Below are 14,013 nucleotides of genomic sequence, written 5' to 3'. Positions count from 1 at the left end.
TCGCACCCCCCCCGCACACCGCCCCACCCACGCGCCCCACCCCCCGCCCCCAATACCTGGTCGCCCCCCCCCCACCCCCCGGGGTGAGGGGAGCCTCCACCTGTATGTGCCTCAGCGCCCGCCGAGCAGTACCACCTCCAGTGCGCGGGGTCCGTGCACCCCCTCGACCCGGTCCAGCTCGATGTCGCTGGTCGCGGACGGTCCCGAGATCCAGGTGAGCGGCCGGGCCGGATCGAGCCGTTCGAGGGCCTGGGGGAGGGAGGAGACGACCTGGTCCGGGACACGGACGACGCAGATGTGATGGTCGGGCATCAGCGTGATGCGACGGCGCCCCTGGTCGGGGGAGCCGTCCAGGACCAGAGTGCCGGTCTCCGCGATGGCCACGGCGCATCCGGTGACGACGCTGTCGACCTTCTCCAGCTCGTAGGCGGTGCTCGTAGCCCGATCATGGACACGGGTGACCTCGCCCGCCCGGAGCCAGTCCGCCGGCAGCCCCGGTGGAATGAGGACGCTCGTCGCACCGCGCTCGGTGAGCAGCCGGGCGAGCAGGGCCGGCAGGCCGTCGGCATCGGTGCGGTGCACCACGGCCCGGTACTCGGTGAGGTTCTCGGCGAGGAGCGCGGTGGTCTCCTCCCGGGTGCGCGTCCCGTGTTCGCGCAGATAGTCGCGGGTGACGGCATCCGCGTACGCGGTGTCGCCGGTGGGCACATCGGCCAGCGCCCGCCGGACGCGGCCGAGAACGATCTCTCTTCTGCTCACTGCACCTCTCCCTTGCCACCGTTCGTACGCTGCCACCAGTCGCGGAAGGGCTCCGGGGGCATCTCGGGAAGGTCCCGGCTCGCCGTCCAGGCCCGACCCGGGCCCGGGAGCGTACGGGGGTGGAGGCGGCGGGTGCGGGCAGCGAACCGCTGACCGGTGCGCAGGGCTCCCGGGCTGCCCAGAACCCAACGGGCCGCGCGCATCGCCGCCCGCTCCGCCGCGTGCCCCCGGGCGGGCCTGAGGACCACCTTCTCGCCGCGGGTAACCGTCGGGCCCCCCTGCGCGACGCGCTCCCGCAGGTGAACCAGGACCTCGGGGATGTCGATGGCGACCGGGCACACGTCGTAGCAGGCGCCGCACAACGAGGAAGCGTACGGCAGGGAGGCGTCGATCTCGGAGGTGGTGCCGCGCAGTTGGGGGCTGAGGATCGCACCGATGGGCCCGGGATAGACGGAGCCGTAGGCGTGGCCGCCTGCCCTCTCGTACACCGGGCAGACGTTGAGGCAGGCGGAGCACCGGATGCAGCGCAGCGCCTGGCGGCCGACCTCGTCGGCGAGGGTGTCGGTGCGGCCGTTGTCGAGCAGCACCAGGTGGAAGGCGGTCGGCCCGTCGCTGTCGACCGTGCCGGTCCACGTGCTCGTGTACGGGTTCATGCGCTCGGCGGTCGAGGAGCGGGGCAGGGTCTGGAGGAAGACCTCCAGGTCCCGCCAGGTCGGCACGACCTTCTCGATGCCGACGACGGAGATGAGGGTCTCGGGAAGCGTCAGGCACATGCGGCCGTTGCCCTCCGACTCGACGACGACGAGGGTGCCGGACTCGGCGACCATGAAGTTCGCCCCCGAAATCGCGACCTTCGCGCGCAGGAACCTCTCCCGCAGGTGCAGGCGGGCCGCCTCCGCGAGCTCGGCCGGTTCGTCCGTGAGACCGTCCGGTGCCGGACGGCCCCATTTCCCCATCGTGTCGTGGAAGATGTCGCGGATCTCGCCGCGGTTGCGGTGGATGGCCGGGACCAGGATGTGAGAGGGCCGGTCGTCGGCGAGCTGAACGATGAGCTCGGCGAGGTCGGTCTCGTAGGCCCGGATGCCCTCGGCCTCCAAGGCCTCGTTGAGGCCGATCTCCTGGGTGGCCATGGACTTGACCTTCACGACTTCGGTCTCGCCGGTGGCCTTCACCAGGTCCGCGACGATCCGGTTGGCCTCGGCGGCGTCGCAGGCCCAGTGAACGGTGCCACCGGCGGCCGTGACGGCTTCCTCCAACTGGACGAGGTAGCGGTCCAAGTGGCGGAGCGTGTGGTCCTTGATCTGCTTCCCCGCCTCCCGCAGGGCTGCCCAGTCCTCCAGTTCGCCGACGGCGCGGGCCCGTTTGTCGCGGATGGTGTGGGTGGCGTGCCGGAGGTTGGCACGCAGCCGCTCGTCCCCCACGGCCTCACGGGCTGCTTTCGGGAACGCCGGCATCCCTACGAAGGTTCCGCTCACAGCACGGAACTCCCTTCCGTGCTCGCGAGGATCTCCGCGATGTGGACCGGCCGCATGTCCACCTTCAGCCGGGACATGGTCCCGCCGAGGTGCATCAGACACGAGTTGTCCGCCGCACAGAGAGCCTGCGCGCCCGTCGACTCGGCGTGGCGGATCTTGTCGGCACCCATCGCGGCCGAGACGTCGGCGTTCTTCACGGCGAAGGTGCCGCCGAAGCCGCAGCACTCGTCCGCACCCGGCAGTTCGACCAGCTCCAGGCCCTTGACGGCGCGCAGCAACCGGTACGGACGCTCTCCCAGGCCGAGGCTGCGCAGCCCGTGGCAGGTCGGGTGGTAGGTGACGGTGTGCGGGTAGTGCGCGCCGACGTCCGTCACCCCCAGTACGTCCACGAGGAACTCCGTCAGCTCGTACGTCGCGGGGACCACGGAGGCAAGGGCGGCGGACAGGGTCCCGCCGCGCCCCTCGGCCCGAGCCCGTTCGCCCATGCGCGGGTACAACTCGCGCACCATTGCGGCGCACGAGCCGGACGGTGTGACGATCGCGTCGTAGCCCGTGAACACGCGGGCGAAGTGCAGCGCGAGCGGTTCGGCCTCGTGCCGATAGCCGGTGTTGTAGTGCGCCTGCCCGCAACAAGTTTGAGCCATGGGGAAGTCGACGTCGACGCCCAGCCGGGTCAGGAGCTTCACCACCGCCTTGCCGGTGTCGGGGTACAACGTGTCGTTCAGACACGTCAGGAACAGGGCGACGCGCATGGTGCTCCTTCGTTGCGACGGTGGGACCGTGGGTGGGCGCGAGGGACACTTGGGCCCGCGCCCACCCCACAGCGGTCAGGGAGGGGTGATGCGCTCGTCGGCGGCGGCCCAGGCTGCCCGGTCGCCGGCCGGTTCGTAGCGGGTCAGGGGCTGGGAGTGCGTCACCAGCTCCCGCAGGGCCGCCCGATCGCCGACGAGTCCTTGGGCGCGTGCCTGTACGAGCACGTTTCCGAGGGCCGCTGCCTCCGCCGGACCGGCCACCACCGGTAGCCCGCACGCGTCCGCCGTCAACTGGCACAGCAGGGCGTTGCGTGCTCCTCCCCCCACGATGTGAACGACGTCGACCTCCCGGTCGGCGAGGCGCTGTGCGTCCTGCACGGCCGTACGGTGGGCGAGCGCCAGGGAGTCGAGGATGCACCGGGTCGTCTCGGCGGGTGTGCGCGGCACCGGCTGGCCCGACCTTCGGCACGCCTCGGCAATGCGCTGAGGCATCCGGCCGGGTGCCAGGAAGGCGGGGTCGGCGGCATCCACCACGGACACGAGCCCCGGAACCTCCGCGGCAGCCTTCAGCAGCGGAACCAGACCGACGCCTTCCCATTCCCGTTCCCGCATGCACTCTTGCAGGAGCCACAGCCCCATGACGTTGCGCAGGTAGCGCACGGTCCCGTCCATGCCCAGTTCGTTGGTGAAGTTCGCACGGCGGCTTGCTTCGGTCAGGACGGGCGAGTCGAGCTCCAGGCCGACCAACGACCAGGTGCCGGTGCAGATGTACGCGAAGCGTTCGTCTCGCGCTGCGGGGACGGCGACGACGGCCGAGGCGGTGTCGTGCGAGGCGACCGTGGTGACCGGCACCGGACCGGCCAATCCCGTGGCGTCGAGGACCTCGGGCAGCAGGAGTCCCGCGGGATCGCCGGGACGCCGCAGCGGCGGGAACAGGCTGAGGTCGATGCCCGCGGCATCCGCGACGGCGTACGACCAGCTCCCGGTGCGCGGGTCGAGCAGCTGGGTGGTGGAGGCATTGGTGAGCTCGGTCCCCTCCTGGCCCGTCAGCCAGTAGGAGATCAGGTCCGGGATCAGCAGGAGCCGCCGTGCGGCGGACAGCTGCGCCGTGCCGCGGGCGGCCGTCAGTTGGTACAGGGTGTTGAAGGGCGCGTACTGAACGCCCGTCTGTGCGTACAGCCGCTCGGCCGGCGCCGCCGACCACACCTTCTCGGGGACTCCCTCGGTGCGGGCGTCCCGGTAGTGCACGGGATTGCCGAGCAGGGCGCCGTCGTCGTCGAGCAGCCCGTAGTCCACGGCCCAGCTGTCGATCCCGACCGAGGCGAGGCGTCCGTCGGTGGTGGTTCCGGCCGCACGCAGTCCGTCGAGGACGCCCGCGTACAGCCCGAGGATGTCCCAGTGCAGCGTGGCACCGGCGCGCACCGGCCGGTTGCGGAAACGGTGGGTCTCGGCCAGTTCCAGGATGCCGGGGCCGACGCGGCCGACCATGACGCGTCCGCTGGACGCGCCGAGGTCGACCGCGGCGAACGGCTGCGGCTCCGTCCTCATCGCAGGAACGCGGCGGCGACGCCGGCGTCGACGGGGATGTGCAGGCCGGTGGTGTGGCTGAGGTCGCCACCGGTGAGCACGAGTACCGCGTTCGCCACGTGCTCGGGCAGGACCTCGCGCTTGAGGAGGGTGCGCTGGGCGTAGAACTCGCCGAGCTTCTCCTCTTCGATGCCGTACGTGGCGGCACGCTGGGCACCCCAGCCGCCGGCGAAGATCCCCGAGCCCCGGACGACACCGTCGGGGTTGACCCCGTTCACGCGGATCCCGTGTTCTCCGAGCTCGGCGGCGAGCAGACGGACCTGGTGTGCCTGGTCGGCCTTGGTGGCGGAGTAGGCGATGTTGTTCGGGCCGGCGAAGACGGCGTTCTTGGACGCGATGTAGACGATGTCGCCGCCCAGGCCCTGGTCCCGCATGATCCGCGCGGCCTCCCGGGAGACGAGGAAGGAGCCGCGGGCCATGATGTCGTGCTGGAGGTCCCAGTCCTCGGCGGTGGTCTCCAGGAGCGGCTTGGAGATCGAGATGCCCGCGTTGTTGACGACGAGATCGATGCCGCCGAAGGCCAGCACAGCTTCCTGGAACGCGCCGGTGATCTGCTGCTCCGAGGTGACGTCGACGCGGACCGCCGCGGCCCGATCGGGGCCGCCGAGCTCCTCGGCGACGGCCGCGGCGTTGTCCTCGTTCAGATCGGCGATCACCACGCAGGCTCCCTCCGCCGCCAACCGGTGGGCGATCGCCCTGCCGATGCCGCTGCCCGCGCCCGTGACCAGCGCGATGCGGGTGGCCAGCGGCTTGGGCGCGGGCATCCGCCGCAGTTTGGCCTCCTCCAGCTCCCAGTACTCGATGCGGAACTTCTCGGCCTCGTCGATCGGCAGGTAGCTGGACACGGCCTCCGCTCCGCGCATCACGTTGATCGCGTTGACGTAGAACTCGCCCGCCACGCGAGCGGTCTGCTTGTCCTTGCCGAACGAGAACATGCCGACACCGGGCACCAGCACGATCGCGGGATCCGCACCGCGCAGGGCGGGGGAGTCGTCGGTCGCGTGGCGCCGGTAGTAGGCGGTGTACTCCTCGCGGTAGGCGAGGTGCAATTCCCGCAGGCGGGCGACGGCCGCGTCGAGAGGTGCGGTGGGGGGCAGGTCGAGGACCAAGGGCCGCACCTTGGTGCGCAGGAAGTGGTCAGGGCAGGAGGTGCCCAGCGCGGCCAGCCGCGGGTGCTCGGCGCGGGAGACGAAGTCGAGGACGGCCTCGCCGTCGTTGAAGTGCCCGATCTGCGCCCGGTCCTGGGAGGCGATGGCCCGGATGTGAGGAGCCAGGGCGGCGGCCCGTGCCCGGCGATCCTCCTCCGGCAGCGGCTCGTATCCGCTGACGACCGGCCCGAACGGCTCCGGTCGGCCGCGCTCGCTGAGGAACCGCTCGGCGGTACGGATGATGTGCAGCGAGTTGCGCCGGCACTCCTCACTGGAGTCGCCCCAGGCGGATATGCCGTGACCGCCGAGGACACAGCCGATGGCCTGCGGGTTCGCTTCCTTGACGGCGGCGATGTCCAGGCCGAGCTGGAAACCGGGCCGCCGCCAGGGGACCCACACCACCGTGTCGCCGAAGCATTCGGCGGTCAGTTTCTCGCCGTCCGCCGCGCAGGCCAGTGCGATGCCCGAATCCGGGTGGAGGTGGTCGACGTGCGCGGCGTCCACCAGGCCGTGCATGGCCGTGTCGATGGAAGGCGCCGCCCCGCCCTTGCCGTGCAGGCAGTAGTCGAAGGCGGCCACCATCTCGTCCTCGTGCTCCACGCCGGGATAGACGTCCACGAGGGCGCGCAGCCGGTCGAGGCGCAGGACGGCGAGCCGGTCCTCCGTGAGGGTGCCGAGGTCGCCCCCGGAGCCCTTGACCCACATCAGCTCGATGTCGCCGCCGGTGACGGGGTCGGTGGTGATGCCCTTCGCGGAGGTGTTGCCACCCGCGTAGTTGGTGTTGCGCGCATCCGCGCCGAGCTGGTGAGAGCGCTCCAGCAGAGAGGCGGCTTCCGGGTGCAGTGTCATATCGCTACGTGTCCTCAGGTCCGTGATGGCGGTGGCGTCGGGTCGGGATACGGGCGGCGGGGCTCACGCACCCCAGCCCGCCTGCGCGCCGCCGACTCGCTCGGCGGCCGTCTTCTGCGCCCAGCCGGAGCGGTGGTACGCGCCGACCGGATCGGCGTCCAGGCCCCGCTCTTCCCGGACCTCGGCGAGCAGGGGCCGCACATCGGTGTTGTAGGCGTCCATGAGGACCGCGTTCGCGGCCAGGACATCGCCGGAGCGCTGGGCGGCGGCCAGCGCGTCCCGGTCGACGAGGAGGGCCTTCGCGGTCGCCTCCTGCACGTTCATCACCGAGCGGATGATCGCGGGGATCTTCGCCTCGATGTTGTGGCACTGGTCGAGCATGAACGCCACGTCCGGTGTGAAGCCGCCGCCGCGGATCACCTCGTACATGATCCGGAAGAGCTGGAAGGGGTCCGCGGCGCCCACCATCAGGTCGTCGTCGGCGTAGAACCGCGAGTTGAAGTCGAACGCGCCGAGCTTCCCCTCGCGCAGCAGCGTCGCGACGATGAACTCGATGTTGGTGCCCGGCGCGTGGTGCCCGGTGTCCACGACGACCTGCGCCCGCTCGCCCAGCTTCAGGCAGTGTGCGTAGGCGGTGCCCCAGTCCGGTACGTCCGTGGCGTAGAAGGCGGGCTCGAAGAACTTGTACTCCAGAAGCATCCGCTGGTTCTCGCCCAGCCGGCCGTAGACCTCGGCGAGGGCCTCGGCCAGACGGTCCTGGCGTGCGCGGATGTCGTCCTGGCCGGGGTAGTTGGTGCCGTCCGCGAACCACAGCTTCACGTCCCTGGACCCGGTGGCGTCCATGATGTCCACGCACTCCAGGAGGTGACCGACGGCCTTCTTCCGGATCTTCGGATCGGGGTGGCAGACGCTGCCCAGCTTGTAGTCGTCGTCCTGGAAGACGTTCGCGTTGATCGCGCCCAGACGCAGACCTCGCTGGGCCGCGTCCGCGGCGAGAGCCCCGTAGTCGTCCACACGGTCCCAGGGGATGTGCAGGGCGACGCTCGGCGCGGCTCCGGTCAGCTCGTGGACCTTGGCGGCGTCGTCGAGCTTCTCCCGCGGAGTGCGGGGCACCCCGGGCTGGGGGAAGACCTTGAAGCGGGTGCCCGAATTGCCGTACGCCCACGACGGCGTCTCGATGGCCTGGGTCTTCAGGGCAGCCTTCACGGCGGCATGGTCGGTCACTGGGCGCTCCCGCGGCATGGATGCGAATGAAACGATTCAATTGTTGTGTCCGGAAGCTAAGAGCTTGGCCAGTCACCTGTCAAGCCCGCGCTCCGCACAGCGGTGGCCCCGGTTGCCGGTGAGGTAGGTGGTGCAATTAAAACGATTCATCCAGTAACCTGGGCGTCCGCTGTCAGGTCGTACCCGGGGTTGCTCCTCCTCGACATGGCCAACCCCTTCTTCGTCGACATCGCCACAGGTGCGGAACGGGCTGCGCGCCGGGCGGGGCCGGGCGTCATGGTGGGCACTGGGAGGGCAGAAGGTGGTCAGCCAAGGGCGAGGGTGCGCTGCCCGGTGATGTCGCGGGACGCACGCGCCGCAGCAAACGTGTAGAGCCCGGGAACGAGCGTCCACTTGCCCGAGTTCCACACCATCAGGTCTTCGGGTGCGATGGTGAAGACGAGGCGCTGAGCGGCACCTCGATCCAGGGACACCTTGCCGAACGCGACCAGGCGACGCGGTTCGGCCGAGGCGGCACTGGGCAAGGTGGCGTAGATCTGCACGACCTCGGTGCCGTGGCGGTTGCCGGTGTTCGTGACGGTTACCGCGAAGGTCACGCTCCTTCTGGCGGGGTCGAAGGCCGCCTCAAGGGACCCGTGGGCGAACGTCGTGTACGACAAGCCGTGGCCGAAGGGGAAGAGGGGCTGCTGACCCCTGGCGTCGTAGTAGCGGTACCCGACGGCGGTCCCCTCGTCGTAGGAGACGGTCGCGTTCTGGCCAGGGTAGGACGCCGGGGTTGCCCCCGGGCCCTGGGTGGCGCCGGCCGGGAAGGTCACGGGAAGGCGTCCGGAGGGATCGCTGTCGCCGAAGAGGACTGCGGCCAGTGCCGTCCCCATGCCCCGCCCGCCGTACCACGCCTGCACGACGGACTCGACCTGATCCAGCCACGGCATCGAAACGGGACCGTCGGTGTTGAGGACGACGATGGTGCGGGGATTGGCTGCTGCTACGGCGGCGATCAGGTGGTTCTGGTCTCCGGGCAGGTCCAGCCGTCCGTGATCCATGGCCTCGCCCGCCACACGGTTGGCGAAGACGACGGCGGCGTCAGCGGCGCGCGCGGCCTGGACGGCCGTCGGAATGGCGGAGACCGGTTGCCAACCGAGAGTGAGGCCGCACGTGCCCGGGTCGGCCGTGGCATTGCTGTACACGAGCTCCACGGACACCGCTCGGCCGGCGGTCAGATCGACCGTTCCCTGGAGGGGGTAGTCGTACGGTCCGAGGAAGAAGCGCCGAGTGCCTCGGGTGCCCGTGACCACCGTGACACCGTCGATCTTCAGCGTGGCCGTGCCGGCGAGCAGGAGCGAGAAGCGGTGCAATCCGGTGTGAGTCGGAGTGAGGGTTCCCGACCAGCTCGCGGACCAGACGCCGGGCAGCGCGTCCACCGGGACGGCACTGAAGTCGACGGTCGTGTCCGTGCGGGTGGCAGCGGGGACGCCCGTCGGGTCGACACGCGCGTAATAGCGCGCGCTGAGCCCTGCGGCTCCGCCGTCGGTACGGAGCACGCCGGAAGGGACGACGGCCAAGGGGACATCGCCCGTCGACCCCTGTGTATGCGTGACCGTGACACTGGCGCCCGCCCGGAAGCGGATGGCATCCAACGGCGTGGTCCAGTCACCGGGGTCCACGTAGCTGGAACCCGCGACGCCCGTGAAGGCATCGGAACCGGCCGGGCCGATGACGGCCAGTGACCGAAGGGAGGACGGAAGGGGAAGGGCGGCGGCGCGGTTGGCGAGAAGAACGGTGGAGGAGACGGCGGCCTCGTGGGCGAGGTTCTTGTGCTCCCGTGTACTGACGTCCTGCGCCGGGGCGGGCACCGGGTTGTCGACCAGGCCGTTCGCGAACATGGTGACGAGGATTCGGCGGGCCGCATCGTTCAGCCGGGAGAGCGGGAAGGTGCCGTTGGCGAGCGCACCGGGTGCCAGTTTGACGCCCGCGCTGCCCAAGCCCGCGAGGTCCATGCCCGCTCGGGCAGCCGCGACCTGATCGTCACCGGCCCAGAAGTCGGGGACGGTGTACCCCTGAAGGCCCAGGCGGACCTTGACGTCGTCGAACAGGGCCGGGCTCTGGGTTGCGAAAGTGCCGTTGACCTTCGGGTACGCCATCATCACGGACGTCGTCGGAGCGGCGCTGATGACGTGGCGGAACGGTGCTTGGTACACCTCGTGAAGAGCCCGGTCGGAGACCAGACAGTTGACGAAGAAGCGGTCCACTTCCTGCGTGTAGCCGGCGAAGTGCTTGACCGTCGCGGTGACGTGGCGGCTCTGGATGGCGGCGGTGAGCGCTGCTCCGAGCCGACCTGCGAGGAGCGGGTCCTCGCCCAGACTCTCGGCTTGGCGTCCGAAGTGCCATGTTCGGACGAGGTCGACGGTCGGACCGAGGAGGTTGTTGTAGCCCTTGGCGCGCCCTTCGGCCCCGAGCGCGACGCCGATGCGGTGTGCCAGGTTCTCGTCGAAGGTCGCCGCTTGGGCGACGGGCACCGGGAAGGCGGTAACACCTTGCTCGCCCCGCAGACCCGCGGACGCATCGACCATGGACAGGGCGGGGATCCCGAGATGGCTCACGGTGGCGAAGTCGCAGCGGATCAGGGCCTCCTTCTCCGATGCCGTCATCCGCGCAAGGAGGGCGTCAGCCCGAGCAATTGCAGCGGGATCGGTCGCCGCGATCGCCGGGCCGACGGCAGCGGGAGCCATGCTCACGGCGAGGGCGGTCGCGATGGCGGAGGTGAGGAAATTGCGTCTGTTCATGACGGTTCTCCATGCGAATGGGTCAACAGATTGTCAGGTCAGCACAGTTGGGGTGGCAGTGTGATGCGGCGTGGACCAGTGGCGGCACGCGACGCCGCCGACGTGCTGCCGCTACCCCTGGGTGGTGGGCGTACCTGCGGTCATTGGGCGCCGGCGCGTCAGTGTCGCGAGGGCTGCTGAGACGAGGGCGGTGAGAAGAGCGAGGAGAGCCACTGCCATCGCCAGGCTTCCCGCAGCCTTTTGGCCTCCGAGGAGAACCAGCGGGCAGAGGAATTCGCCCAGGAAGAACGCCGCAGTCCACAGCCCCATGCCGCGTCCACGGTCCGAGAACCCGAGGCCGGACATGGCCCGGGTCACCAACGCCGGCAACAGCAGACCCGTGCCGACGCAGTTCACCACCGCCCCGGTGACCAGCAGGGGCAAGCTCTGGGCGCTACCCATGAGCAGAAAGCCCGTGGCACAGATGCTGAAGAAGGCCGGAAGCGACTGCCGACGCCGGGCGGGAAGACGGGTGAAGACGATGGAGCCGAGAACGGTGGCGGCGCTGGCCGCAGCCGTGACAGCTCCGATGGCGCCGGTGGAGTTCACGTCCAGGCCGTCCAGCAGGAAGGCCATTTCGACGGGCACCGTGTAGAAGACCACGGCACCGAAGACGGTCAGCACGCAGATGCCGGCCATACGTCGGACCGGGAAGGGACGCTTCACCGGTGATGCGTGCGCCACGTCACTTTGCGATCCGGGCGTCGCCGTGGGAAGAGCACGTGCCATGGCGGGGGCGATCAGCAGGCCCACGGCGTAGAGCCAGAAGGGCGCGCGCCAGTTCGCTGAGCCGAGGACGCCGCCCAGAACGAAGAAGAACGTTGCCGAGACCGAGGCGCACATGGTCTGCAGGGCAAGGTAGCGGTCCCGGATCTCCCCGCTGTAGTAGTCACCGATCAGGGTGGTGCAGGCGGTCATGATGGCGGCCTCGGCTATGCCGACGAGGAACCGGCTGGCGAGTATCCCGTCCAGGGATTCCAGCCAGAGGGGGGCCGTGCCGAAGACCGCGTACATGACCGTGGCGACGACCAGAAGACGCTTCCGGCCGAGCCTGTCGACGAGGACCCCGGCGAAGGGGGCGAGCAAGGCGATCGACAGGGCTGGGATCGTGAGGACGAGGGGCACCAGGGCGCCACTACCGGGAACGCTCTCGAAGTGGTCCCGGATGCGGGGCAGAACCGGTGCGAGGAGGACCGCTCCGAGGACGGGCAGGCAACTGCCGGCCATCAACAGGACAGCCGGGAGTCGCCCCACGGTTCGCTGGTGCGGGGACTGGGTGGCGGCTGCGGACATGGCGATGCTCCAGAGCGGGGTGGTGGGAGCGCCCAAGGGCGGCGATGCGCCGACAACCCGGGGCGAAGTTGCCTCGACTATGCGTTGCAGCGGCCCACCTTGCCCACCCTCCGTGTCATCGTCGTTCGCTATGACTCGCATCCAGCGGGTGAATGCACTGCTGAGATGCCGCACGACCGATTCGGGCGACATGCGGTGATGTCCGACCGGTGCCACGAAGTTTTGACGCTATGGAAGTCAGCTCATCCGAGCATGCGTAGCAGTAGAGAAGGATCGGGGCATCGGTTGCGGTTCATCCCTCGGGTCTGGTGAGCTTCTCGGCGTCGCGCGCCGTGGCCTGCACGTACGCCTTGGCCTTGGCCTTGGCAGCCGCCCGGCCGGTTTCCCGTTGGAGGGCAGCCGCTTCCCGCTCACCGAACGGGCCTCGCCAAGCCGCTCCCTCGCGGCAGCCACCTCTTGCTCCGCTGCGACCACTTCCGCGGCCGCGGAGTCCGCCAGCTCCCGGCCGGCGGCGGAGGCGGCTTCGAGGCGGTCGGCCTCGGCTCGCTGCGCTCCGACGGCCTGCGTGCGCTCCCGGCGTGCCCGCCCGACATCCTCGACCGGACCCGCCGCGCGAGCACGGGAGCGGGCCTCCTCCGAGGCGGCGCCGACGGGCGCGGCGATCGCCTTGCCGTTCGTCGGAAGGGCGCCCGGCTGCGGTGCCGGGCCGGTGAAACCGCGCACCGTATCCGGCGCCCTCACCAGAGGGCCCGCCGCTCCGCGACGTCGCCGAGGACTGCATGAAGGATCTGCTCGACCTCGTGCAGCACCGGCTCGCTCACCGCCTGCCCTCGGCCGCGAAAGCGCGAGCGGTACGCGCGAGCTCGCCGATCACTCCATGTGTGTTGGAGTTGATCGCACACACAGCACCTGCGGTGTGAATCGATTCATCGCGTCGGAGAAGGTATCCGTGGAGCGGTCAAGGGCGTGAGAGTGATTCGCTAGTGAAAGGATTCATCTAGCATAAGGTGGTGGCGGCCCTAGGATGGCGAGCACGCGGATTCGAGGCGAACGGACGGTCGGTAGTGGTGGGCATCAAGGATGTGGCGCGCCAGGCGGGCGTCTCCGTGGGGACGGTCTCCAACGTCCTGAACAGGCCCGAGCGCGTCTCCAGCGAGATCCGAGCCCGTGTCCATGCGGCGATCGACCTGCTGGGGTACGTCCGCAGCGAGTCGGCGCGGCAACTGCGCGCCGGCCGGAGCCGCATGCTCGGGCTGTTGGTCATGGACACCGTGAATCCCTTCTTCGCCGTCCTCGCCCAGGGCACCGAGCGGGTGGCCGTCGAAGCGGGCCTCGGTGTGATGGTGTGCAACAGTGCAGAGAGCGCTTCCGCCGAGCAGGCCTATCTGTCGCTCTTCGTCGAGCAGCGCCTGCGTGGTGTCCTGTTCGCACCGGTCGCGTCTGACGGTGAACCATGGGAGGCGCTGCGACGCGCGAACATCCCGTTCGTCATCGTCGACCGGGCGGTCGACGCGCAGACAGCCTGTTCGGTGGCCGCTGACGACGTCCTGGGAGGCATGCTCGCAGGCGGGCACCTGCTCGCCGCCGGCCATCGGCGTATCGCCTACGTGCGTGGCCCCGGTCATCTTCAGCAGGTCCGGGATCGGCGTGCGGGCCTTGTCCGCGCGGTGGAGGAATCGGGGCTCGACGCCGACGCGATTGTCGACATCCCGGCCGAGAGGCTGGACGTCAGCGCCGGCCGGGACGCCGGGGCCCGGCTCATCGGCCTCTCACCCCGACCGACGGCCGTCTTCTGCGCGAACGACCTCCTGGCCCTGGGCGTCATGCAGACGGCCTTCGATGCGGGCGTGCGCGTCCCGGACGACCTTGCCATCGTCGGCTACGACGACATCGAGTTCGCGGAGGCGAGCCTTATCCCGTTGACCTCGGTGCGCCATCCGGCCGCGGAGATAGGCCGTCTAGCAGCACAGCTCCTGCTGCAGGAGCTCGCGCCGCCGGACCCGGAGCATGGCCATCAGCACACCGGCATCGTGCTCCAGCCGGAGCTCGTCGTGCGCAGGTCCAGCATGCCGCGGTCCTGACCTGAATCCGCCCCCGTAGCCCC

9 protein-coding genes and 1 pseudogene are annotated in these 14,013 nt (G+C 70.1%); 2 read left to right on the top strand and 8 right to left on the bottom strand.

The window, feature by feature from the left end; translation table 11 throughout:
• Positions 1 to 111: 111 nt before the first annotated feature.
• From ACFWW8_RS30640 to rhaI, 6 genes are all read right to left on the bottom strand, one after another.
• A complete protein-coding gene (locus ACFWW8_RS30640) occupies positions 112 to 759 on the bottom strand; it encodes a lactate utilization protein C (protein ID WP_386533894.1) in 648 nt (215 codons plus the stop codon).
• On the bottom strand, positions 756 to 2,234 hold the full coding sequence (locus ACFWW8_RS30635; protein ID WP_386533893.1) for a lactate utilization protein B: 1,479 nt from the start codon (positions 2,232 to 2,234) through the stop codon (positions 756 to 758). The genes ACFWW8_RS30640 and ACFWW8_RS30635 overlap by 4 nt, the downstream gene beginning before the upstream one ends.
• Positions 2,231 to 2,986, bottom strand: coding sequence for a (Fe-S)-binding protein (locus ACFWW8_RS30630; RefSeq protein ID WP_386533890.1), 756 nt, complete (start codon positions 2,984 to 2,986; stop codon positions 2,231 to 2,233). The genes ACFWW8_RS30635 and ACFWW8_RS30630 overlap by 4 nt, the downstream gene beginning before the upstream one ends.
• 75 nt (positions 2,987 to 3,061) lie before the next feature.
• Positions 3,062 to 4,534: a rhamnulokinase family protein gene (locus ACFWW8_RS30625; protein ID WP_386533888.1), complete on the bottom strand. Its 1,473-nt coding sequence runs from the start codon at positions 4,532 to 4,534 to the stop codon at positions 3,062 to 3,064.
• Positions 4,531 to 6,570 (bottom strand): bifunctional aldolase/short-chain dehydrogenase, encoded by a 2,040-nt coding sequence (locus ACFWW8_RS30620; RefSeq protein WP_386533886.1) that lies wholly within the window; start codon positions 6,568 to 6,570, stop codon positions 4,531 to 4,533. The genes ACFWW8_RS30625 and ACFWW8_RS30620 overlap by 4 nt, the downstream gene beginning before the upstream one ends.
• 63 nt (positions 6,571 to 6,633) lie before the next feature.
• Positions 6,634 to 7,794: an L-rhamnose isomerase gene (rhaI, locus tag ACFWW8_RS30615; protein ID WP_386533883.1), complete on the bottom strand. Its 1,161-nt coding sequence runs from the start codon at positions 7,792 to 7,794 to the stop codon at positions 6,634 to 6,636.
• A gap of 186 nt (positions 7,795 to 7,980) precedes the next feature.
• Here rhaI and ACFWW8_RS30610 point away from each other — a divergent pair.
• Positions 7,981 to 8,103 (top strand): annotated as a pseudogene (locus tag ACFWW8_RS30610) (LacI family transcriptional regulator); the annotation flags it as partial.
• On the opposite strand, the gene ACFWW8_RS30605 reads toward ACFWW8_RS30610, so the two are convergent.
• Positions 8,100 to 10,577 (bottom strand): glycoside hydrolase family 3 protein, encoded by a 2,478-nt coding sequence (locus ACFWW8_RS30605; RefSeq protein WP_386533881.1) that lies wholly within the window; start codon positions 10,575 to 10,577, stop codon positions 8,100 to 8,102. The pseudogene ACFWW8_RS30610 and the gene ACFWW8_RS30605 overlap by 4 nt on opposite strands.
• Before the next feature lie 111 nt (positions 10,578 to 10,688).
• A complete protein-coding gene (locus ACFWW8_RS30600) occupies positions 10,689 to 11,909 on the bottom strand; it encodes an MFS transporter (protein ID WP_386533879.1) in 1,221 nt (406 codons plus the stop codon).
• A 1,067-nt stretch (positions 11,910 to 12,976) separates the two neighbouring features.
• Here ACFWW8_RS30600 and ACFWW8_RS30595 point away from each other — a divergent pair.
• Complete coding sequence (locus ACFWW8_RS30595; protein ID WP_386533876.1) at positions 12,977 to 13,990, top strand: LacI family DNA-binding transcriptional regulator; 1,014 nt, start codon at positions 12,977 to 12,979, stop codon at positions 13,988 to 13,990.
• Positions 13,991 to 14,013: the final 23 nt, after the last annotated feature.

It is taken from the genome of Streptomyces sp. NPDC058701 (genome assembly GCF_042715295.1).
GTDB lineage: Bacteria > Actinomycetota > Actinomycetes > Streptomycetales > Streptomycetaceae > Streptomyces.
This window is presented reverse-complemented; position numbering and strand designations above follow the sequence as displayed.

Excerpts from the sequence above, each read along its gene's own strand:
- ACFWW8_RS30605 (WP_386533881.1), bottom strand. The coding sequence starts at position 10,577 with ATGAACAGACGCAATTTCCTCACCTCCGCCATCGCGACCGCCCTCGCC.
- ACFWW8_RS30600 (WP_386533879.1), bottom strand. The coding sequence starts at position 11,909 with ATGTCCGCAGCCGCCACCCAGTCCCCGCACCAGCGAACCGTGGGGCGA.
- ACFWW8_RS30620 (WP_386533886.1), bottom strand. The coding sequence starts at position 6,570 with ATGACACTGCACCCGGAAGCCGCCTCTCTGCTGGAGCGCTCTCACCAG.
- ACFWW8_RS30630 (WP_386533890.1), bottom strand. The coding sequence starts at position 2,986 with ATGCGCGTCGCCCTGTTCCTGACGTGTCTGAACGACACGTTGTACCCC.
- ACFWW8_RS30625 (WP_386533888.1), bottom strand. The coding sequence starts at position 4,534 with ATGAGGACGGAGCCGCAGCCGTTCGCCGCGGTCGACCTCGGCGCGTCC.